Here is a 19011-nt window from a genome sequence, read left to right as displayed (position 1 = left end):
TGCCGGCGTCGGGCGTTGCTGTGGGAACCTAGCTGAGGTGGGCTGCGTTGCTGAGCGCGTGCGGCGGGCGCATGAGCCCGGGGGTGTGGCCCTCGGCGGGGTCGTTGCCAAGCTGCAGGATTTTGTTGTCCTTGCCGACATGAACCACCCTGGGTTCGTAGGCCCGGGCCTCTTCCGTGGTCATTTCCGCATAGGTGATGAGGATGACGGTATCGCCGACGTGGACCATGTGCGCGGCCGCGCCGTTGATGCCGATCACGCCGGACCCGCGCTCGCCGGCGATGGTGTAAGTCTCCAGCCGGGCGCCGTTGGTGACGTCAACAATGGACACGAGTTCGCCGGGAAGGATGTCGGCCGCATCCAGCAGGTCCAAGTCGACAGTGACCGAACCGACGTAGTGGAGGTCGGCATGGGTCACCGTTGCACGGTGGATCTTGGACTTGAACATTGTGCGGATCATAGTGGGACCAGTTTAGCGCGGGACCCTCACCCGGCGCTGTGACGTACCAGACTCGGAGCCTGCCGTGGAGCGGGAGATTCACAACCACGAGACTGGGGCCTGTTGCTTCCTGACCTTGTTCAAATGCACGATGGCCGCGGATCAACCTCACTTGGTTGATCCGCGGCCGCATCCGATTCAAAGAGGGTCAGGACCGGCTGGACTGCAAGGCGCCGGCCGGCTCGTATCGCAGCAGTTCCGTCCCTGCGGCCACGAGTACGCGCAGCTCAGCCAACCCACCCTTGACCAAGCCTGAGGCCCTCGCCTGCACCAGCACATTGCCCAGCGCTGTAGCTTCGACCGGCCCCGCGACCACCTGTTTGCCCGTTTCGTCGGCAGTGAGCCGGCACAGGAGCCGGTTCTGCGAGCCGCCGCCCACAATATGCACCACGCTGGTGCTTCGCCCCGTGAGCCGCTCTGCGTCGGCCAGCGTGCGGGCGTAACCGGCAGCGAGGCTGTCCATGATGCAACGCACGACGGCGGCAGGCCGGTCCGGGAGTACCGCACCGGTGTTGCGCACGGCTGCGCGGATCCGGTCCGGCATGTTGTCCGGTGCTGTGAAGCGGGGGTCGTCGGCGTTGATCCGGGGCCCACCGGCAGGCAGTGCCGCCGCGGAATCCAGCAAGGCGGTGAGCGCTTGCGTGTGGCCCTCGGCGGCCCACGCCCTTTGGCATTCGCTGAGCAGCCACAGGCCACCGACGTTGCGGAGATACCGGATGGTGCCGTCCACGCCGCGTTCGTTGGTGAAGTTGGCTTTCCGGCTGGTTTCGCTGAGGACCGGCCGGGGAAGCTCGACGCCTACCAAGGACCACGTGCCCGAGGAGATGTAGGCGAAATCCTGGTCCGCAGCGGGAACTGCGGCGACGGCGGATGCGGTGTCGTGCGAACCGACGGCCACCACTTTCGTGTCCGCCGGAAGGCCCGTCCGGTCAAGGATCTCCGGCAAGAGCGTTCCCACCGTTTCGCCGGGTTGGATCAGCGGAGGGAAGACGTTACGGGGCAGGCGGAGGGCGTCCAGGAATTCCGTGGCCCACTCTCCGGCGACGGCGTCGAAGAGCCCGGTGGTGGAGGCATTGGTGGCTTCCGTCCGGCGCTCACCCGTCAGCAGGAAAGCAATCAGATCGGGGATCAGGAGAGCTTGCAGCCCTTCAAGGTTCGGCTCCGCGGCCAGTTGATACAGGGTGTTGAACTGCAAGTACTGCAATCCCGTGGCGGCATAGAGCTTTTCCGGGGAAACGGCCGCATGGACGCGCTCCACAGCGGCCCGGCTGCGTTCGTCGCGGTAGCTGTAGGGCTGCGCGGTCAGTTCGCCGGCTTTGTTCACCAAGCCGTAGTCAACGGCCCAGGTGTCGATGCCGATGCTCACGATGCGCTCGCCGTGCCCCCGCGCCATGGTCGCCGCGGCTGCCAGCCCATTGAGCACCTCAGCGAAGAGGGCGTCGAAATCCCAGCGGAGGCCGCCGTCGAGCTCTATGACTCCGTTGGGGAAGCGGTGGATCGTCTCAAGGGAGACTCCTGTGGCGGGGGAGACGCGGCCCAGCATGACGCGGCCGGAGGAAGCGCCGATGTCGATGGCTGCGAAAACCTGGTCTGTCTGCGGTGAGGACACCGCCCCGGCGTGTGCCGGGGCGGTGTCCGTGGTGGTTCCGGTGGTCACTGGTGGTCCTAGCGGAGGAAGGCTGCTGCCACGCCGGCGTCCACGGGAATGTGCAGGCCGGTGGTGTGGGAGAGCTCGTTGCTGGTGAGCACGGACGCGGCGTTGGCGACGTGTTCGGGCAGGACTTCGCGCTTGAGGAGCGTGCGTTGGGCGTAGTACTTGCCCAGTTCCTGCTCGTCCACGCCGTACACGGCTGCTCGCTTTGCGCCCCAGCCGCCGGCGAAGATGCCGGAGCCGCGGACCACGCCGTCGGGGTTGATGCCGTTGACGCGGATACCGTGATCGCCCAGTTCGGCGGCGAGCAGGCGGACCTGGTGGGCTTGGTCTGCCTTGGTGGCGGAGTACGCGATGTTGTTCGGGCCGGCGAACACGGAGTTCTTGGAGGAGATGTAGATGATGTCCCCGCCCATGCCTTGGTCGATCATGACCTTTGCCGCGGCCTTGGACACCAGGAACGAGCCCTTGGCCATGACGTTGTGCTGGAGGTCCCAGTCCTTCTCGGTGGTTTCCAGCAGCGGCTTGGAAATGGAAAGGCCGGCGTTGTTGACCACCAGGTCCAGGCCGCCGAACGCGAGCACGGCTTCCTGGATCGCAGCAGCGATCTGGGCTTCGTCGGTGACGTCGGCCTGGACGCCGATGGCGACGTCCGGACCGCCCAGTTCCTCGGCGACCTTTTGCGCGTTTTCAAGGTTCAGGTCGGCAATCACCACGCACGCGCCGTCGGACGCCAGACGGGTGGCGATCGCCTTGCCGATACCCGACGCCGCACCGGTCACCAGCGCGATGCGGGTGGCGTGGGACTTGGGCTTGGGCATCCTGGCGAGCTTGGCTTCCTCCAGGGCCCAGTACTCGATGCGGAATTTCTCGGATTCCTCGATCGGGGCGTAGGTGGAGATGGCCTCGGCGCCGCGCATCACGTTGATGGCGTTGAGGTAGAACTCGCCGGCGACGCGTGCGGTCTGCTTGTCCTTGCCGAAGGAGAACATGCCCACGCCCGGGACCAACACGATCGCCGGGTCCGCGCCACGGAGCGCCGGTGAATCAGCGTCAGCGTGCCGGTCGTAGTAAGCCTGGTAGTCCTCGCGGTAGGCGGCGTGCAGTTCCTTGAGGCGCGCCACGGAGTTTTCGATCGAGGCGTCGGCCGGGAGGTCCAGCACCAGCGGCTTGACCTTGGTGCGGAGGAAGTGGTCCGGGCAGGAGGTGCCCAGCGCGCCCAGGCGCGGGTGCTCTTCCGCGGCAAGGAATTCAAGCACGACGGCGTCATCGCTGAAGTGCCCCAGCTGCGGTTTGTCAGTGGAGGCCAGGCCGCGGATCACCGGAGCGAGGGCCGCAGCCTTGGCCCTGCGCTCAGCTTCGGGGAGGGCGCCGTAACCGGGGAGCGGGGCACCGAAGGGCTCGGCCTTGCCGTTGTCCTTGATGTAGTTCTCTGCCTGGTCGATGATCCACAACGAGTTGGCCTCGGCCTCTTCGCTGGTGGCACCCCAGGCGGTGATGCCGTGGCCGCCCAGGATGGTGCCGATGGCCTGCGGGTTGGCTTCCTTGATCGCGGCGATGTCCAGGCCCAGCTGGAAACCGGGACGACGCCACGGCACCCACACCACCTTGTCGCCAAAGACCTTGGAGGTCAGGGCTTCGCCGTCAACGGCGGTTGCGATCGCGATGCCCGAGTCCGGGTGAAGGTGGTCAACGTGGGCGGCGTCCACCAGGCCGTGCATGGCGGTATCGATCGACGGCGCGGCGCCGCCCTTGCCGTGGAGGCAGTAATCGAAGGCGGCCACCATTTCGTCTTCGCGCTCGACGCCGGGGTAAACGGACTTCAGTGCCTGCAGCCGGTCCAGCCGGAGTACTGCGAGGTTCTCCGCCTTCAGGGTGCCGAGGTCGCCGCCGGAGCCCTTGACCCAAAGAAGCTCTACGTCCTGACCCGTGACGGGGTCCTTCTCTGTGCCCTTGGCGGAGGTGTTGCCGCCGGCGAAGTTGGTGTTCCGCTTGTCCGCGCCGAGGCGGTTGGAACGGGAAATCAGTTCTTCAACAGTGGTGTTGGTAGTCATGCTTAGGCGCCCCATCCGGCTTGCTGGCCGCCTGCGCGGTCCTCGTTGATCTTCTTCTGGTATCCGCTGGCCTTGTAAGCGGCCATCGGGTCGGCGGGCAGGCCGCGGGATTCGCGCCACTCGGCCAGGACCGGGCGGACATCGGTGTAGAAGGCATCGTTGAAGATGCCGTTTGCCGCCAGGACGTCCCCGGCGCGCTGGGCTTCGCTGAGTGCGGCGGCGTCCACCAGCAGGGCGCGGGCCGTCATTTCCTGGACGTTCAGCACCGAGCGGATCTGGCCCGGGATCTTCTCTTCCAGGTTGTGGCACTGGTCCAACATCAGGGCGACGCCGGATTCTTTTCCGAAACCGCCGCCACGAATGACCTCGTGCATGATGCGGAACAGCTGGAACGGATCCGCCGCGCCCACAATCAGGTCGTCATCGGCGTAGAAGCGGGAGTTGAAGTCGAAGGAACCCAGCTTGCCCAGGCGAAGGAGCTGCATCACGATGAACTCGATGTTGGTGCCCGGGGCGTGGTGGCCGGTGTCCAGGCAGACAAAGGCCTTCTCGCCCAGGGCAAGGGTCTGCGCGTAGGACGTGCCCCAGTCCGGAACATCGGTGTGATAGAAAGCCGGCTCGAAGAACTTGTACTCAAGGACCAGGCGCTGCTCATCGCCCAGGCCCGCGTAGATTTCCTGGAGGGACTCAGCCAGGCGGTCCTGGCGGCCGCGGATATCGTCCTGGCCCGGGTAGTTGGTGCCATCGGCAAGCCAGATCTTCAGATCGCGCGAACCCGTGGCGTGCATGATCTCGATGCACTCCAGGTGGTGGTCAATCGCGCGGCGGCGGACGGACCCGTTGGACGAGGTCAGCGAGCCGAACTTGTATTCGTCATCCTGGAACGTGTTGGAGTTGATGGTGCCCAGCCCCACCCCGAGGCCCTCGGCGTACCCGCGCAGGGCAGCGTAGTCGTCAACCTTGTCCCACGGAATGTGCAGCGCCACGGTGGGAGCCAGGCCGGTGAGCTCGTGGACCTTCGCGGCGTCGGCGATCTTTTCCTGCACGGTGCGCGGCGTGCCCGGGGTGCCGAAGACCTTGAACCGGGTCCCCGAATTGCCGTAGGCCCAGGACGGCACTTCAATGGCCAGTTCTCCCAGGCGGCCCAGGGCCGATTCTGTGGTGTTCATGATTGTTCCTTCTGGTGTCCGATGGTGGTGTCTGTATGTACTGGCGTGGCCTCGTTTGTGACGTTGCCGGCGTCGGCCAGTTGGTCTTCAAGGTTGAAAACTTCTTCGATGACTTCGAAACCCTGGTCCGGAGGGAGGTTGCTGTTCGCGAACAGGGTGGCCATTTCCGCTTGCCAGCGGTTATTGACGTCCGTGAGGGCCATACGGGCCTGTGCTGCCGCGTAGTCTTCGCATTCCAGGTAACCGATCAATTGACCGTCGGGTGCCAGGAACAGCGAGTAGTTGTTCCACCCTGCGTCCTTCAAGGCCGTCAACATCTCAGGCCAGACGGCGGCGTGGCGGCGCTTGTATTCGTCCATCAGTTCCGCTTGGACGGAAGAGCGGAAACATACCCTCATGCGGTTCTCCGGGTTACTCGTCTTTGAATCGTTTCATTTGTTACGATTCAAATTACCCTCGGCAAGCAGAGGGTGTCAAGGCGTTTCCAGCGTCCTTGATTTTCGACCAGCGAGAACGGAAAGCATGTCCCAAACAGCGAGCATCAAGGACGTCGCCAACCACGCACACGTTGCCGTGGGAACTGTCTCCAATGTGCTGAATTATCCGGACAGGGTTTCCCAAAAGACCAAAGAACGCGTCCTCAAATCCATCGCCGAACTTGGCTTCGTGCGCAATGACGCCGCCCGCCAACTCCGCGCCGGTCAAAGCCGGACCATCGGGCTCATCGTCCTCGATGTCGGAAACCCCTTCTTCTCTTCCGTGGCCCGTGCCGCCGAAGATGCCGCAACCGCCCTGGGCAGCGTGGTGCTGGTGGGCGACAGCGGCCAGGACGCTACCCGCGAAGCGCATTACATGGATCTCTTCCAGGAGCAGCGTGTACAGGGCCTGCTCCTGTCACCTGTCGGGGACGTCGAAGCGCGGATCGATACCCTCAGGGAGCGCGGAGTCCCCACGGTCCTGGTGGATCAGCTCGCCGACACGGAACGCTGCAGCTCAGTCTCCGTGGACGACCAGGAAGGCGGCTATCTCGCGGCCCGGCACTTGCTGGACCTGGGTCGCCGTCGTCTGGCCTTCGTTGGAAGCCCCTCCATCCGCCAGGTATCCAGCAGGCTTGAGGGCGCGCAGCGTGCTGTGGCGGAAGTCCCGGAGGCGACCATGGAGGTACTCGACTCTGCGGGGCAAACTGTCCTGGCCGGCCGGCAAGTGGGAAACGCGCTGGTGGAGCGCGATCCCGCTGACAGGCCCGAGGCCGTCTTCTGCTCCAACGATCTCCTGGCCCTCGGCGTCATGCAGTCGTTGACCATGCTCCGCACCGTCCGCATCCCGGAGGACATTGCCCTGATCGGGTACGACGACATCGATTTCGCCATTTCCGCCGTCGTTCCTTTGTCCTCCATCCGACAGCCCACCGAAGCCCTGGGGCGGACAGCGATCGAGCTCCTCGCCGAAGAGCAGGAAAACGGCGGAACCAAGCATCGCGCCGTCGTGTTCACCCCTGAGCTCGTAGTGCGCCAGAGTACGGCCGGCTCGCCCAACTAGGGTTCAGCTGGCAGGATTACGACGCGCGGAGCCCGGCAAGGTAGCCCATCGGCGCCACCGCGTCGGGCTGCTTCGTCTGACGGACGATGCCGCTATGGGACGCGGCCAGCTTGTCCGCAGCACGGCCCAGGCACTGCAGGAAACTCGTGATGGAAACGCCGGCCTGCGACTTCTGCCTGAGTGCTGAGATGTGGCGCCGGGCCGTACAGCCGGAGATGCCCGTCGCCACGATCCGGTCCGTGGGTACGTGGTCCATGGCCGGGACCAGCGCTATGCCCAGCCCGGAGCGGACCATGCCGCGGAGGGCGTCGTAGTTGTTGCTGCGCACCGGAATGCGGGGTGCGAATCCGCCGCTTGCGCACAGGTGCCTGAGGCAGGCGTCGCCGGATGAGTCCTCTTTTGTCGAGACCCAAAGTTCCTGCGCAAGGTCCTGCAGGGTGATGTTCTCCGCGCCGGCCAGGCGATGGGACTCAGGGAGCAGGAGCAGCAGTTCCTCCGCAAGGAGTGGTGTTGCCGCCACGTTCGACGGCCATTGCTGGGGGACGAGGTCGTAATGGAACACCACGGCGACATCGAGCGTGGAGTCCCGGACCATGCCCGCGAGCTCGGCGGGGCCGCCCTCTTCCAGGTCCACGCTGGAGTTGGGATGCCTGCGCAGGTACGAGGCCAGGCCGTCGGGGAGGAGCCGTTGGCTTGCTGTGCTGAAGCTGCCCAGGCGCATGAGGCCGTAGTCGCCCTTGCTGAAACCCTTCATGTCGTCTTCCAGGTTGCCCAGGGCGTTGATGATGTCATGTGCCCGGGCTGCCAGGAACTTTGCCGCCTCGGTGGGTCGGATGCTTTGGGCGTCACGCTCCACCAAGGGTGCCTGCACTGCGCGTTCCAAAGCCGCCACCTGCTGCGAAACGGCTGACCCGGTGTAGCCGATCTCGCGCGCGGCGTCAGCGAAGGAGCCTGTTCTGAGCACCACGGTGAGGGTGCGCAAATGGACGGGATTCAGCATGGCCGTGCTACTTCCCTGCAGGCGGTGTGAGCAGCCGCTCCACGTCCACGGCGCCGCCGGCCGCTTCGAAGTCCAGGCGGACCTGCTCCCGGAGCCGCGCGTCGGCCAGATAGTCGGCCGCAGTCAGCGCCAGCCCCACTGCGCCGTCCACGACGGCCGCATCACCGGCGGGGCTGATGGAGTGCTGGCCGAACTCCACCGTGTGCATGACCGCAGTTTCGCGGGAAATGCTCACCGTGGGATGGATCGAGGGGATCCGCAGGCTCAGGTTTCCCAGGTCGGTGGACCAGCCGCCGCCCACCAGTTCGGTCTCAAGGGTGATGGCCCGGCCGCGCGCAGCCATGTGCCCGTGGTAGCGCGCGGCCAAGGCGTCATTGCTGCGGACGGGGAGGTAGGCCGGGAACGGGTCCCAGGTGGTCTCCAGCCGCGTGCCGGTCATCTGTGCTGCGCCCTCCAGGATGTCCTGCACTTTCTGCGAAATGTCCACAAGCCCGGCCGGGTCCAGGGAGCGGATTTCGACGACGGCGCCCGCCAGGTGGGGGACGACGTTCACCGCTGATCCGCCCTCCGTGATGATGCAGTGGAGGCGGTCCGTGGCGGGGATGTGCTGCCTGAGTGCTGCGATGCCTTGGTAGGCGGCCACGACGGCATCGAGGGCATTGCGGCCCATGTGCGGGGCCGACGAAGCGTGGGCCGCAACGCCATGGAAGGTGACCTCCACGTCGCGGACCGCCAGGGAGGCAAACGAGGCGACCTCGTACTCGCCGGTGAACGGGTGCAGCATCACCGCCGCGTCGATGTCATCGAAGGCGCCCGCCCGGGCCATGAGTTCCTTGCCGTTTCCGTTTTCTTCGGCAGGCGTGCCGAGGAGCACCACTGAGCCGCCGAGCTTTTCCACCTGGGCGGCAACTCCGAGGAACGCTCCGACAGCGGCAGCGCAGATGACGTTGTGTCCGCAGCCATGGCCAACGCCGGGAAGGGCATCGTATTCGGCCAGGACAGCCACTTTCGGGGATCCGGATCCCGCCTCGGCCCGAAGTGAGGTGCGGAGGCCGTATCGGCCCACCTGCACGGGATAGCCCCGATACCTGAGGAATTCGGCGGCGAAAGCGACCGAGAGGCGTTCTTCGAAGCCAACCTCTGCGATGCCGTGGATTCCGTGGCTGAGCTCGCGAAGGTCCGTGCCAAGGTCCTCGATGGTGTTGGTGATGCTTCGTGCAACGGATTCGGGGGCGCCGAGTATGCCGGTAAGCGTGAGTTTGGACGGGTGCGTCTCCATGATGTCCACGTGGCGTCCTTTCAGGGGATGGGGGCCTGCTGCGGACGTCGTCGTCCACTCGGCGGCTCGTGGTTTAACTTAAGATACATCCAGATCTGCCTTAAGAATAGCTAATCGTGCAAGAATGTTTCATGACCGAAAAACCTCTTCCGGACGTGCCCCGGCTGCGCCTTCTCAACGAGGTGGCCCGGCAAGGGTCCCTGGCCGGTGCGGCACGTGTCCTGGGCATTACGTCTTCGGCCGTTTCGCAGCAGATCAGCATTCTCGAACGGGAAACCGGGGTCCAGCTCCTCGACCGTTCATCGCGGGGCGTCGGGCTGACCGGTGCCGGCGAAATCCTGGTGGAGCATGCCCGGGCCGTGGTTCGCCTTCTGGAGGCAACCCGCGCCGAAATGGACCAGCTCAGTGGCGATCTTTCGGGCAGGGTCCGCATCGGTTCCATTCCCTCCCTCGCCCGGACAGTGCTCCTTCCGGTCGCCGAGAAACTCGAGGTGACCGTTCCCGACGTCGAACTGACCGTCAACGTGGTTGAACCGGTCGACAGCATCGAGCAGTTGCTGAACGGCGCCCTGGACATCGCGATTGTCGACCTCTACGACAACGTGCCCATGGCATTTCCGGACTATCTGGTCACCAGGGAAGTGCTCAGCGAGCCGCTGGTGCTGGTCACGCCGCCGGACTACGAGGTCCCGCCCAGGCTCAAGTTGTCGGACCTCAGGAATGAGGCCTGGGTGCTGACCCCGGACGCGGGAGCATGCGGCCAGGCAGTCCGCTACGCCTGCCGGAATGAGGGCTTCGAGCCCAACATCCGCTGGGTAGTGGACGATCTGCTGCTGCTGGTGGAGTCCATTTCCCGGGGCCGGGGCATCTCCCTGCTCCCTCCGCTCTCCGTGGACAGCACTGTGGCGCCCGTGGGAATCCATGCGTTCGACAAGCCGCACATCCAAAGGCGCGTCCTGACAGTGACGCGCAGCAGTGATGCCAGGCGGCCCATCGTCAAGGCTGTCCTGGACGAAATCCACAGCCTCCTGGGTGCCGCAGCCGCCTGAGCCGCGTACCGCCGTCGGGCCCTGGACGGCAGTCCAAGAATCTCTTGGGCCAGCGCCAGCAAACGTCGTTCTGCGGGCCGTCCCGACCCCTGTTTTTCGTTCCATGCTTGAAGTGATCAGTGACGATCACCACAAAGGAGAACGAAAAAATGACCACCCTCGAACGACGCTTCGCAGAGGTTCCCGGACACTGGCAGGTGCCGGGCCACTTCAAGATCAACCACAGCCACGGCATCCGCGTGGGCGACATGATTTACGTGGGCGGCCAGGAAGACCTCGACGCGGACGGAAACGTCAACAACCCCGGCGACATCGTTGCCCAGTGCAAGAACGTCATGGAGTCCCTGAAGCGGGTCATCGAAAGCCTCGGCGGCACCATGGGCGACGTCGTCCAGTTCAATACCTTCTACGCCGGCGAGCTCAGCTACGAAGAATGGCAGCGGACCTACGACATCCGTTTCAGCTACTTCCCGGCCCCCGGCCCCACGGCAACGGGCATCCTCATCGGCGAGGAACTGAACCTGCCCGGCATCCGCGTGGAGGTCAACGCCGTCGCCATTGTCGGCAGTGCCGCCACCCGCATGGAAGCGTTCGACGACGGCACCCAAGCAACGCTCGACGTTCCGGTTGCGGGGGAGTCACCCAATGCCTGACATCAAGCCCCAACTTGGCGTCATCCTGTGCGACCTCGATTCCTACCCCGTGGACTACATCGAATGCCTCACCCCGGATGCGCCAGGCATCAGCAACAACCCCGTGGGTTTCTTCGAGAATCCCACCAGCTGGCAGGGCCTCCCCGTGGCCTACGCCGTGGCGCGCGGAGCCCGGGTTGAGCCCTTGGTTGCCGGAGAGCCGGAAGCCATCGACGCTTTTTGGGCCGCCAGCGAAAAGCTGGCCCACTGTCCGCTGGTCATCACCGACTGCGGTTTCTTCTTCTACGCCCGCAAGGACGAGCGCCGGACGGCCAACGTGATCACCAGCGGCCTGGACCTGCTGCCCATCGCCTCGGTGCTCAGCAACAAAGACATCGGTGTGCTGACTGTCTCGGAAACTCTGGCCGCCAAGTTGCTGGGCGACCACGCGTTGTCCCCGCGGATTGTCATTGCCGGCATGGAAAGCGAACCGGGCTGGGCAACCATGCTGACCAACGACCACGCACTGGGCAATGGCTGGGACCAGGAGATGCTCAAGGAAGGCGTTGCGTCCGTAGTGAAGCGTGAGTTCGGGCCGGGAGGGCGCTTGGAGAACATCGGCGTGCTGGTCCTTGAATGCACCCTGCTGCCCGAATTCCGCCAGGAAATCCGCAAATACACCAGTGTGCCCATCCTCGACATTGCCTCCTTCGCGCTGAACGCCCTTGGCAAGGGTTTCGACGTCGGCGAGGCTCCGGCGCCTGTCGGCCCGGCTTTGAGCCGATGACACAAGTCAGGAACGAGTCAGTCATGCAAGAAGCCACCCGGCAGGACCCGATCGCCATATCGCTTGAGTCCGTCACCAAACGGTATGGGGACCATACGGTGATCAACGACGTGTCATTGTCCGTGCGGGAGGGCGAGGTGATCGCCATCATCGGACCCAGCGGAGCCGGCAAGAGCACGCTGCTGCGATGCATCAACCTGCTGGAGGTTCCGGACAGCGGCAGGATCACGGTGGAAGGAAACCACGTGGACGCCGGACACCAGATCAGCCACAAGGACCTGGTCCGCCTGCGCCGCAATGTGGGCATGGTGTTCCAGTCGTTCAACCTGTTCCCGCACATGACCGTGCTGCGGAACATCTCGCTTCCACAGGAACGCGTCCTCGGCCGCAACACCAAGGACGCCGACGCGCGCTCGCTGGCACTGCTTGAGCGGGTGGGGCTCGCGGACAAAGCCCGGCAGTATCCCAGCCGGTGCTCGGGCGGACAGCAGCAGCGGATCGCCATTGCACGGGCATTGGCCCTGGACCCCCGGGTGATGCTCTTCGACGAGCCCACGTCGGCACTGGACCCCGAGGTGGGGCTCGAAGTCCTTGCCGTCATGCGTGAGCTTGCTGCCGAAGGGATGACCATGGTGGTGGTCACCCACGAGATGCAGTTCGCCAAGGATGTCTCCGACAGGGTGGTGGTCATGGCCGAAGGCGCCATCCTCGAGGAAGGCGATCCCGCCGTCGTCTTCACGGCCCCCACCATGGACCGAACGCGGAAGTTCCTCCGCGCCGTCCTGGAGCGCTGAGGTGGAGGCCTTGGCCGTGGTTTCGCAGGGCGTCACCATGACCCTCCTGCTGACCCTCTCATCATTCCTGCTGGGAGCCATCGGAGGAATTCCCTTGGCGCTTGCCCGCCGGTCCCGGATACCAGCGGTCCGGTTCATTTCCCGCGCCGTCATCGAGTTGCTGAGGGGCATCCCTCCGCTGGCGTGGTTGTTCATCATCTACTTCGGCATCGGAACCGGCGTGATCGAACTGAGCTCCTTCGCCGCTGCCGTCATCGGGTTCGGGCTGGTGGCTTCGGCCTACATGGCGGAGATCTACCGCGGCGGCCTGACCGCCATCCATGAAGGCCAGTGGGAAGCCAGTGACGCATTGGGACTCTCCCGGGGCGCGACATTGGCCACCGTTATCGGGCCGCAGGTCCTTCGCGTTTCGATCCCGGCGGCTGCCACCTTCGCCATTGGTTTGTTGAAGGACTCCTCCGTGGCATCAGTCATCGGGGTGCAGGACACCATCTACTGGGCCAGCCATGAGTCCACGGTCAGTGGTGACGCCATTGTTCCGTTCCTCTACGCCGCCGGACTGTATGTCGCCATGACCATTCCCTGCGCCTGGGCCACCCGACAGCTGGACAGCAGGCTCCGGAAGCGGGTTGCGCGATGACATTCTTCAACGATTGGGCGGACTATTTCCCGGACCTGCTTGGCGGGCTGGGCGTCAGCCTCCAACTCACACTCGTCACTTTGCTGATCGGCCTGCCCGCCGGATTGCTCCTGGCCCTGGGTGCCGGTTCCCGGAACAAAGTCCTACGGATGATCACCATCACTGTGATCGAAATAGGCCGTGGAACACCCGCCCTGGTGGTGCTGCAGTTGTTCTACTTCGGCCTTCCCAGTGCCGGCATGACGCTGACGTCCTTCGTGGCTGCATCGTTGGCGCTGGCATTCACTACGGCCGCTTACACCAGCGAGATCCTTCGCGGGGGCCTGCAGGCTGTTCCCGGGGGCGAGGTGGAAGCCGCGCATGCGCTGGGAATGGCCCGACGCGACATCCTGCGTTTTGTTGTGATTCCACAAGGAGTCAGAATCGCCATCCCGCCGCTCATGGGATTCGCGATCATGGTGTTCCAGGCAACCTCCCTGGCCTACACCATTGCCATGCCGGAATTGATGAGCCAGGCCTACTCCATCGGTTCCATCACTTTCCGCTACCTGAGCATCCTTACCCTCGCGGGCCTGATGTACGCCTTGATTACCATTCCCGCGAGTTCCCTGAGCAACTTCGTTGAGCATCGTTTGGCGCGTCACCGTTGACGCGCCGATTAGGCAAAGGAACCACCATGAAACCACGAATGATCGCGTCGGCCGTGGCCGCCGTGACGCTGGCCGCTGCTCTCAGCGGCTGTGGCGGCAGCACCGAAGCCGCAGGGTCCAAGACCGCAGCCGACTGCAAGCCGGCCTCCCAGTTCAACACCATGAAGAAGGGAACCCTGACGGTGGCCGTGTATGAGGCGCCGCCGTATGTGACTTTCAAGGGCAATGAACTCGGCGGGGTAGACGGCGATATCCTCATGGGCTTCGCCAAGAAGGAGTGCCTGGACATCGCCACGGTTTCAGCTGCCGCTGCAGCCGTCATTCCGACGGTCCAGGGCGGACGCGCCGACATCGCAACCGGTGGTTGGTGGCGTTCGGCGGCACGCGCGGAAATCCTGGCTCTGACCGACCCCATCTACACCGACCAGATGGTCCTGATTTCCAAGGATGGCCTGACAAAGGCCTCTGACCTGAAGGGCAAGAAGGTCGGCACGGTCAATGGCAATGTCTGGGTGGACGATGCCAAGAACTACCTGGGTGGCGACCTCCAGCTCTACAAGGCCCCTGTGGACCTGTTCCAGGACCTGAAGTCCGGCCGGATCGATGTTGGGATTGATGGATTCGGTGAGGCCCACAACAACAGCAATGGCTTGAAGGTCGAGGTCATGGAGCCGGACAGTACCATCAAGGCCTCCCTCGAACCTCCCCAGACCTGCCTCCCGGTCACCAAGGACAACGCAGGACTACTGGCAGCCCTGAACGCTTATGTTGACGGGCTGCGGAAGGACGGCAGCCTGGAGAAGATCGTGGTCAACAACGGCTTCCCCGCATCTTCCATCAACACCGGGGCGGCACGGCTGATCGCCTGACCACCCAGGCAGGTCGCAGCAGATGCCGTTTTGAACGTTCAGGGCGGCATCTGCTGCCAGCCGGTTGTGCCGGGCGGAGCTTGCCGTTCGTGTGACAGGCTAGCGTCATGGTCAACCACGTACGTGGCTCCGGGGCGCCGGGGCTTGAATCCGCCAGTTCGCTCGTCAGCGGTGACGTGCGCCGACATAACCTCGAACTGGTGGCTGGACACCTCGTGGAGCACGGTCCCAGTTCCCGCAGCCAGATTGCCGACGGCACGGGGTTGACGCGCGGCGCAGTGACAGCGTTGACCAGGTTGCTGGTGGAGGCCGGGACTATCCGGGAAGTTGAACCGGTCTCTGCGGGCGGAAAAGGCCGGCCGCAGACACTCCTGGAATTGGCCGCCGATGACGTAGCCCTGGTGGCCCTTCAACTGGACGCCGATGAGGTCACCGCAGTGCTTGCCTCCTTGGCCGGAGACGTCTTGTTCCGCCATTCGGAACATCACGGACGGCCCATGGGGGACCCGGAGCCTGTGTTGGACGTCTTGGCGGCAGTGCTGGAGCGTGCTGTGGCAGCGGCCGGGGGAATGGGCCGCCGCGTGGTGGATGTGACAGTGGTGGTCTTTGCACCGGTGCTTGGTAATCCGCCCATGGTCTTCGGCGATTCGGACATGGGCTGGGGCGAAGTGGATGTCCTTGATGGGCTTCGAAAGCGGGTCCCTGGATTACCGGAGAGCCTCTCCCTGCATTCGGACGCCGGATTCGCGGCCATGGCTGAATTCGATCTGCTCCCCGGCGTCAAGGACATGGTCTATCTGAAGAGCAATTCAGGAATCGGAGGGGCGGTCATTCTCGACGGCCGGCTCCTCACGGGAGCCCATAGCCTGGCGGGCGGCTTCGGACACCTTCCCATGGACCATCAAGGGGAACGCTGTGTCTGCGGGCAACGCGGTTGCCTGGTCCTGGTCGCCGGACCTGACGTTGTCCTGAAATCTGCCGGGCTGGGTGAAGAACTGGAATCCTTGGGCCTGGGCAGTGCCTTGGGGGAGCTGACCGAACGGATTGCACGCGGCGACGCGCGCGCAGTCGAGGCTTTCGACGCCGCGGCGGACTGGGTTGCCCGGGCCCTTCACGTCATCAGCCGTACCCTCGACCCCCAGACGGTGGTGCTGGGCGGATACTGGTCCGTGCTGGCTGACCGGATAGCCCGCTCCTTCGCCGAGCACGCACCGATCTCTCCTTCGCCGGACAGCTACCTGCCCACTATCCGGGCCGGGCAACTGGAGAACGACGCGACGCTCCTCGGAGCGATCCGGGAATCGAGAAAACGGTTGCTCCGGGAGCCGCTCGAGGTGCGTTTAATTTAACCCTTGAATTATTTATGGATGCGGCGCATACTCAATCCCAAGTGATCATCGGTTTTCGATGATCCCGCCGTAACTTTCTCAATGAGGAGAGCCGTGTCCACACCCCTGCCTGAGATCAATTCCATGCCCCCGTCTGCGCAGGTTGCAGAGCCTGCGCAAGTCACCGGGTCTGCGCAGGTCACCGGCTCCGTGCAGCCCTCCCCGTTCGCTCCGATCAGCGATGAACCTTCGCCCGCAACAGCAACAAGCCGGCCGGCCGGCAGGGGCCTGTTGCCGTCGCTGGCCATCACCTCCATGGTCCTGTTCGCCACCTACTCCGGACTCATCGCAGTGCTTCTGCCAAACCAGGTGGCCGCCATCGACGAGGCCAACAAGGTAGCCAACTTCGCCACCATTTCCACGGTCTCGTTCTTCTTCACGCTGTTCGCCCAACCCGTTGTGGGGGCGCTCAGTGACCGGACACGGAGCAGGCTCGGCAGGCGGGCGCCCTGGATGCTTATCGGAGCCGCGATTGGCGCGGTGTTCCTCATGGGACTCGGCGGCCTCGAATCGATCTTCTGGATAGTGTGCTTTTGGGTGATCATCCAGGTGTCGCTGAATGCTTTGCAGGGCCCGTTCTCTGCGATTGTCCCGGACAGGTTTCCCCGGGAACGCCGGGGGATCGCCTCGTCCATGGTCGGTGTGGGCACGATGGCCGGCTCCACTGCCGGTGTGATCCTGGCAGGCAACCTCGCCGGCAATGTAGGCCTGGGCTATACGGTGTTCGGCATTGCAGTCCTGGTGGCCGCGCTGCTGTTTGTCCTGCTGCACCGCGACTTCCCCAGCAGGAACGTGACGCATCCCCCGTTCCAGTGGAAGCAGTTCCTCGCAGGATTCGTCATCAGCCCCCGGCAGCACCCCGACTTCGCGTGGGCCTTCGCGGCCCGCTTCCTCTTCACCCTTGGCTACTTCGTGGTCTTCACTTTCCAGCTGTACATCCTGACGGACTACGTCGGCCTGGCGCTCGCAGAAGCCAACGCCAGCATTGGCCTGCTGAGCCTGGCCGGCCTCGGCAGCACCCTGATCTCCGTTTCGCTGGGTGGCTGGTGGAGTGACCGCATCGGCAAGCGCAAGGTGTTCGTCTACGTAGCGTCCGCATTGATGGTGCTGGGGCTGTTGATGCCGGTGATCATGCCGGACATCACCGGCATGATCGCCATGGGCGTCGTCAACGGATTCGGCTTCGGACTCTACATGGCCTGCGACACGGCCCTGATGACCGAAGTCCTCCCCGGTGGCGGTACCGCCGCCGCAAAGGACCTCGGAATTCTCAACATCGCCACCAACATCCCGCAGGCAATGAGTCCGGTCGTTGCCAGCGTGCTGATCAGTTCTTTTGGCGGATACCCCGCCCTCTTCATTTTCGGCATGGCAGCGGTGGCGATCGCCGCCGTCGTGCTTGTCCCCATCAAAAGCGTCCGATAGGAGCCCCACCGCATGACCCCGTCACTTTCCCAGGAGTTCGCAGAAGTCCCGACGACGGCAGGAGCCGTACGTGGGCGCTGGCGGGAAGGCTCCGCAGCCTTCCTCGGAATACCGTATGCCGAACCACCCATCGGCGACCTTCGTTTCGCTGAGCCCGTGCCGCACCGGCCATGGGAGGGCGTCAGGGATGCCCTCGACTATGGAGCCACGCCGCAGCGGAAACTTCCGGACTCGGAGCTGATCATCACTCCGGAGCCCTCCATTCCCGGCGACTCCATCCTCAACCTGAACGTGTTCACCCCAAGCCCTTCCAGGAACCCGGACGATGGCCTCCCTGTGCTGGTCTGGATCCATGGTGGCGGCTTCATCGCCGGCTCGCCGGCGAGCCCCTGGTACGACGGTGTTTCGTTCAACCGGGACGGTGTGGTGACCGTCAGCATCTCCTATCGCCTGGGGTTCGACGGATTTGGCTGGATTCCGGACGCACCCAACAACAGGGGCGTTCTGGACTGGATCCTCGCCCTTGAATGGGTCCGCGACAACATTGAAGCTTTCGGTGGGGATCCCTCCCGCGTGACGATTGCGGGTCAGTCCGCTGGAGGGGGAGCAGTGATGACCTTGCTCACGGTGTCTCGTGCCCGGGCACTGTTCGAGAGGGTCATTTCGCTCTCCGGAGTCCCCACCGAGAGGACGCTGGGCCAGGCGGAGGCCGCCGGCCGCCGCCTGGCCCAGTTGGGGGGAGTCGAAGCGACGCGCGCCGGCTTGTCGGCACTTTCCGAGGAACGCGTCCTTGAACTGCAGGCTGAAGTAGCGGGGATGGGTGGGACGCCCCAAAATGCAGACCCCATCGGGTCGCTCGCTGACCTCATGCGGGACGGCCTGGTATTTGGGCCGGTGGTTGACGGCGTTCTGATCCCGGGGCCAACGGTTGAGGCCATGCGCCTGGGGAACGGTTCGGACAAGGCTCTGTTGGTGGGCTGCACTGACCATGAGTTCAACATGTCGACGGCGGGTGCCGGCCCGTTGTTGCCCAAGGAGCCGGACGCGGCCCTGCTGGAAAGGTTGGGTGCCTCGCCGGAGATAGCCGAAGCCTACTTGGCAAGCCACGGGGGGCTTCCGAGCGAGGTCCTGGCGGGCCAATATGTTTCCGACAGGATTTTCCGCACGCCTACCCTGAACGTTGCCGAGGCCCGTGCCGGCTCGGCGGCACCCACGTGGGTTTACCGCTTTGCTTGGCGGTCACCGGTCACCGGGGATGCCGGCCATTGCTTCGACATCCCGTTCTTCTTTGATGTGACCTCGGCCGAACGTGTGGCCGCGATAGCCGGCGACGAACCGCCCGCGGCTTTGGCTGCGGACGTGCACGGAGCGGCGGTGGCCTTCATCCGGGATGGCCAGCCGGGGTGGACACCCTGGGACGCTGGTGACCACCAGGTGCGGGTCTTCGACGAGCCAAGCATCGACGTCGAGGACGGTTACGCGGACGTGCGGCTCCTGCAACACGTCCCCTCGGTCCGGTAGCGAAGCCGGAGTCCTTCCCGGTTGGTCGACGAAAGAGCCCGGCCCGGCACGGAGTGTTTCCGTGC

18 protein-coding genes are annotated in these 19011 nt (G+C 64.6%); 11 read left to right on the top strand and 7 right to left on the bottom strand.

From position 1 onward, the window contains the following. Nucleotides 1-28: 28 nt before the first annotated feature. From panD to JMY29_RS17965, 5 genes are all read right to left on the bottom strand, one after another. Nucleotides 29-460, bottom strand: a complete 432-nt coding sequence (gene panD, locus JMY29_RS17985; protein WP_026267226.1) for an aspartate 1-decarboxylase — start codon at nt 458-460, stop codon at nt 29-31. Nucleotides 461-647: 187 nt separating this feature from the next. Next, entirely contained in the window at nt 648-2156 is a 1509-nt protein-coding gene (locus tag JMY29_RS17980; protein WP_189076329.1) for a rhamnulokinase, read from the bottom strand. A gap of 8 nt (nt 2157-2164) precedes the next feature. After that, nucleotides 2165-4204 carry a bifunctional aldolase/short-chain dehydrogenase gene (locus JMY29_RS17975; protein ID WP_189076328.1) on the bottom strand — a complete coding sequence of 680 codons (2040 nt, stop codon included), beginning with the start codon at nt 4202-4204 and terminating at the stop codon, nt 2165-2167. A gap of 2 nt (nt 4205-4206) precedes the next feature. After that, entirely contained in the window at nt 4207-5373 is a 1167-nt protein-coding gene (gene rhaI / locus JMY29_RS17970; protein ID WP_189076327.1) for an L-rhamnose isomerase, read from the bottom strand. Then, nucleotides 5370-5771 (bottom strand): L-rhamnose mutarotase, encoded by a 402-nt coding sequence (locus tag JMY29_RS17965; protein WP_039243139.1) that lies wholly within the window; start codon nt 5769-5771, stop codon nt 5370-5372. Before JMY29_RS17965 ends, rhaI begins: the two co-directional genes overlap by 4 nt. Nucleotides 5772-5895: 124 nt before the next feature. On the opposite strand from JMY29_RS17965, the gene JMY29_RS17960 reads away from it, so the two are divergent. Then, nucleotides 5896-6912, top strand: coding sequence for a LacI family DNA-binding transcriptional regulator (locus tag JMY29_RS17960; RefSeq protein ID WP_189076326.1), 1017 nt, complete (start codon nt 5896-5898; stop codon nt 6910-6912). A 16-nt stretch (nt 6913-6928) separates the two neighbouring features. Here the strand turns inward: JMY29_RS17960 and JMY29_RS17955 are convergent, their stop codons facing one another. Both JMY29_RS17955 and JMY29_RS17950 read right to left on the bottom strand, forming a co-directional pair. Next, nucleotides 6929-7912, bottom strand: coding sequence for a LysR family transcriptional regulator (locus JMY29_RS17955; protein ID WP_189076325.1), 984 nt, complete (start codon nt 7910-7912; stop codon nt 6929-6931). A 7-nt stretch (nt 7913-7919) separates the two neighbouring features. Next, the gene (locus tag JMY29_RS17950; RefSeq protein WP_189076343.1) at nt 7920-9191 is read right to left on the bottom strand and encodes an amidohydrolase; all 1272 of its coding nucleotides are present in this window, start codon (nt 9189-9191) and stop codon (nt 7920-7922) included. Between the two features lie 131 nt (nt 9192-9322). Between JMY29_RS17950 and JMY29_RS17945 the strand changes: the two genes are divergently transcribed. From JMY29_RS17945 to JMY29_RS17900, 10 genes are all read left to right on the top strand, one after another. Further along, on the top strand, nt 9323-10240 hold the full coding sequence (locus JMY29_RS17945) for a LysR family transcriptional regulator (RefSeq protein ID WP_039243135.1): 918 nt from the start codon (nt 9323-9325) through the stop codon (nt 10238-10240). A gap of 149 nt (nt 10241-10389) precedes the next feature. Beyond that, the gene (locus tag JMY29_RS17940; RefSeq protein ID WP_146230299.1) at nt 10390-10893 is read left to right on the top strand and encodes a RidA family protein; all 504 of its coding nucleotides are present in this window, start codon (nt 10390-10392) and stop codon (nt 10891-10893) included. Beyond that, nucleotides 10886-11659, top strand: coding sequence for an aspartate/glutamate racemase family protein (locus JMY29_RS17935; RefSeq protein WP_189076324.1), 774 nt, complete (start codon nt 10886-10888; stop codon nt 11657-11659). Before JMY29_RS17940 ends, JMY29_RS17935 begins: the two co-directional genes overlap by 8 nt. A 23-nt stretch (nt 11660-11682) precedes the next feature. Then, a complete protein-coding gene (locus JMY29_RS17930) occupies nt 11683-12453 on the top strand; it encodes an amino acid ABC transporter ATP-binding protein (RefSeq protein ID WP_018778142.1) in 771 nt (256 codons plus the stop codon). A gap of 1 nt (nt 12454) precedes the next feature. Continuing rightward, entirely contained in the window at nt 12455-13093 is a 639-nt protein-coding gene (locus tag JMY29_RS17925; protein ID WP_018778143.1) for an amino acid ABC transporter permease, read from the top strand. Continuing rightward, nucleotides 13090-13743, top strand: coding sequence for an amino acid ABC transporter permease (locus tag JMY29_RS17920; RefSeq protein WP_189076322.1), 654 nt, complete (start codon nt 13090-13092; stop codon nt 13741-13743). The genes JMY29_RS17925 and JMY29_RS17920 overlap by 4 nt, the downstream gene beginning before the upstream one ends. A 26-nt stretch (nt 13744-13769) precedes the next feature. Continuing rightward, a complete protein-coding gene (locus tag JMY29_RS17915) occupies nt 13770-14612 on the top strand; it encodes a substrate-binding periplasmic protein (RefSeq protein WP_189076321.1) in 843 nt (280 codons plus the stop codon). Between the two features lie 107 nt (nt 14613-14719). Next, nucleotides 14720-15961, top strand: coding sequence for an ROK family protein (locus tag JMY29_RS17910; RefSeq protein ID WP_189076320.1), 1242 nt, complete (start codon nt 14720-14722; stop codon nt 15959-15961). A gap of 93 nt (nt 15962-16054) precedes the next feature. Continuing rightward, nucleotides 16055-17425 carry an MFS transporter gene (locus tag JMY29_RS17905; RefSeq protein WP_079581868.1) on the top strand — a complete coding sequence of 457 codons (1371 nt, stop codon included), beginning with the start codon at nt 16055-16057 and terminating at the stop codon, nt 17423-17425. 12 nt (nt 17426-17437) lie between these two features. After that, nucleotides 17438-18946, top strand: a complete 1509-nt coding sequence (locus JMY29_RS17900; RefSeq protein ID WP_189076319.1) for a carboxylesterase/lipase family protein — start codon at nt 17438-17440, stop codon at nt 18944-18946. Nucleotides 18947-19011 lie beyond the last annotated feature (65 nt).

This window comes from Paenarthrobacter nicotinovorans, assembly GCF_021919345.1.
Classification (GTDB): domain Bacteria; phylum Actinomycetota; class Actinomycetes; order Actinomycetales; family Micrococcaceae; genus Arthrobacter; species Arthrobacter nicotinovorans.
Note: the sequence above shows the minus strand (reverse complement) of the source record. Positions and strands in the feature narration are given on the sequence as shown.

Excerpts from the sequence above, each read along its gene's own strand:
- JMY29_RS17940 (WP_146230299.1), top strand. The coding sequence starts at position 10,390 with ATGACCACCCTCGAACGACGCTTCGCAGAGGTTCCCGGACACTGGCAG.
- rhaI (WP_189076327.1), bottom strand. The coding sequence starts at position 5,373 with ATGAACACCACAGAATCGGCCCTGGGCCGCCTGGGAGAACTGGCCATT.
- JMY29_RS17975 (WP_189076328.1), bottom strand. The coding sequence starts at position 4,204 with ATGACTACCAACACCACTGTTGAAGAACTGATTTCCCGTTCCAACCGC.
- JMY29_RS17900 (WP_189076319.1), top strand. The coding sequence starts at position 17,438 with ATGACCCCGTCACTTTCCCAGGAGTTCGCAGAAGTCCCGACGACGGCA.
- panD (WP_026267226.1), bottom strand. The coding sequence starts at position 460 with ATGATCCGCACAATGTTCAAGTCCAAGATCCACCGTGCAACGGTGACC.
- JMY29_RS17910 (WP_189076320.1), top strand. The coding sequence starts at position 14,720 with ATGGTCAACCACGTACGTGGCTCCGGGGCGCCGGGGCTTGAATCCGCC.
- JMY29_RS17945 (WP_039243135.1), top strand. The coding sequence starts at position 9,323 with ATGACCGAAAAACCTCTTCCGGACGTGCCCCGGCTGCGCCTTCTCAAC.
- JMY29_RS17955 (WP_189076325.1), bottom strand. The coding sequence starts at position 7,912 with ATGCTGAATCCCGTCCATTTGCGCACCCTCACCGTGGTGCTCAGAACA.
- JMY29_RS17920 (WP_189076322.1), top strand. The coding sequence starts at position 13,090 with ATGACATTCTTCAACGATTGGGCGGACTATTTCCCGGACCTGCTTGGC.
- JMY29_RS17950 (WP_189076343.1), bottom strand. The coding sequence starts at position 9,191 with ATGGAGACGCACCCGTCCAAACTCACGCTTACCGGCATACTCGGCGCC.
- JMY29_RS17930 (WP_018778142.1), top strand. The coding sequence starts at position 11,683 with ATGCAAGAAGCCACCCGGCAGGACCCGATCGCCATATCGCTTGAGTCC.
- JMY29_RS17965 (WP_039243139.1), bottom strand. The coding sequence starts at position 5,771 with ATGAGGGTATGTTTCCGCTCTTCCGTCCAAGCGGAACTGATGGACGAA.
- JMY29_RS17915 (WP_189076321.1), top strand. The coding sequence starts at position 13,770 with ATGAAACCACGAATGATCGCGTCGGCCGTGGCCGCCGTGACGCTGGCC.
- JMY29_RS17935 (WP_189076324.1), top strand. The coding sequence starts at position 10,886 with ATGCCTGACATCAAGCCCCAACTTGGCGTCATCCTGTGCGACCTCGAT.
- JMY29_RS17960 (WP_189076326.1), top strand. The coding sequence starts at position 5,896 with ATGTCCCAAACAGCGAGCATCAAGGACGTCGCCAACCACGCACACGTT.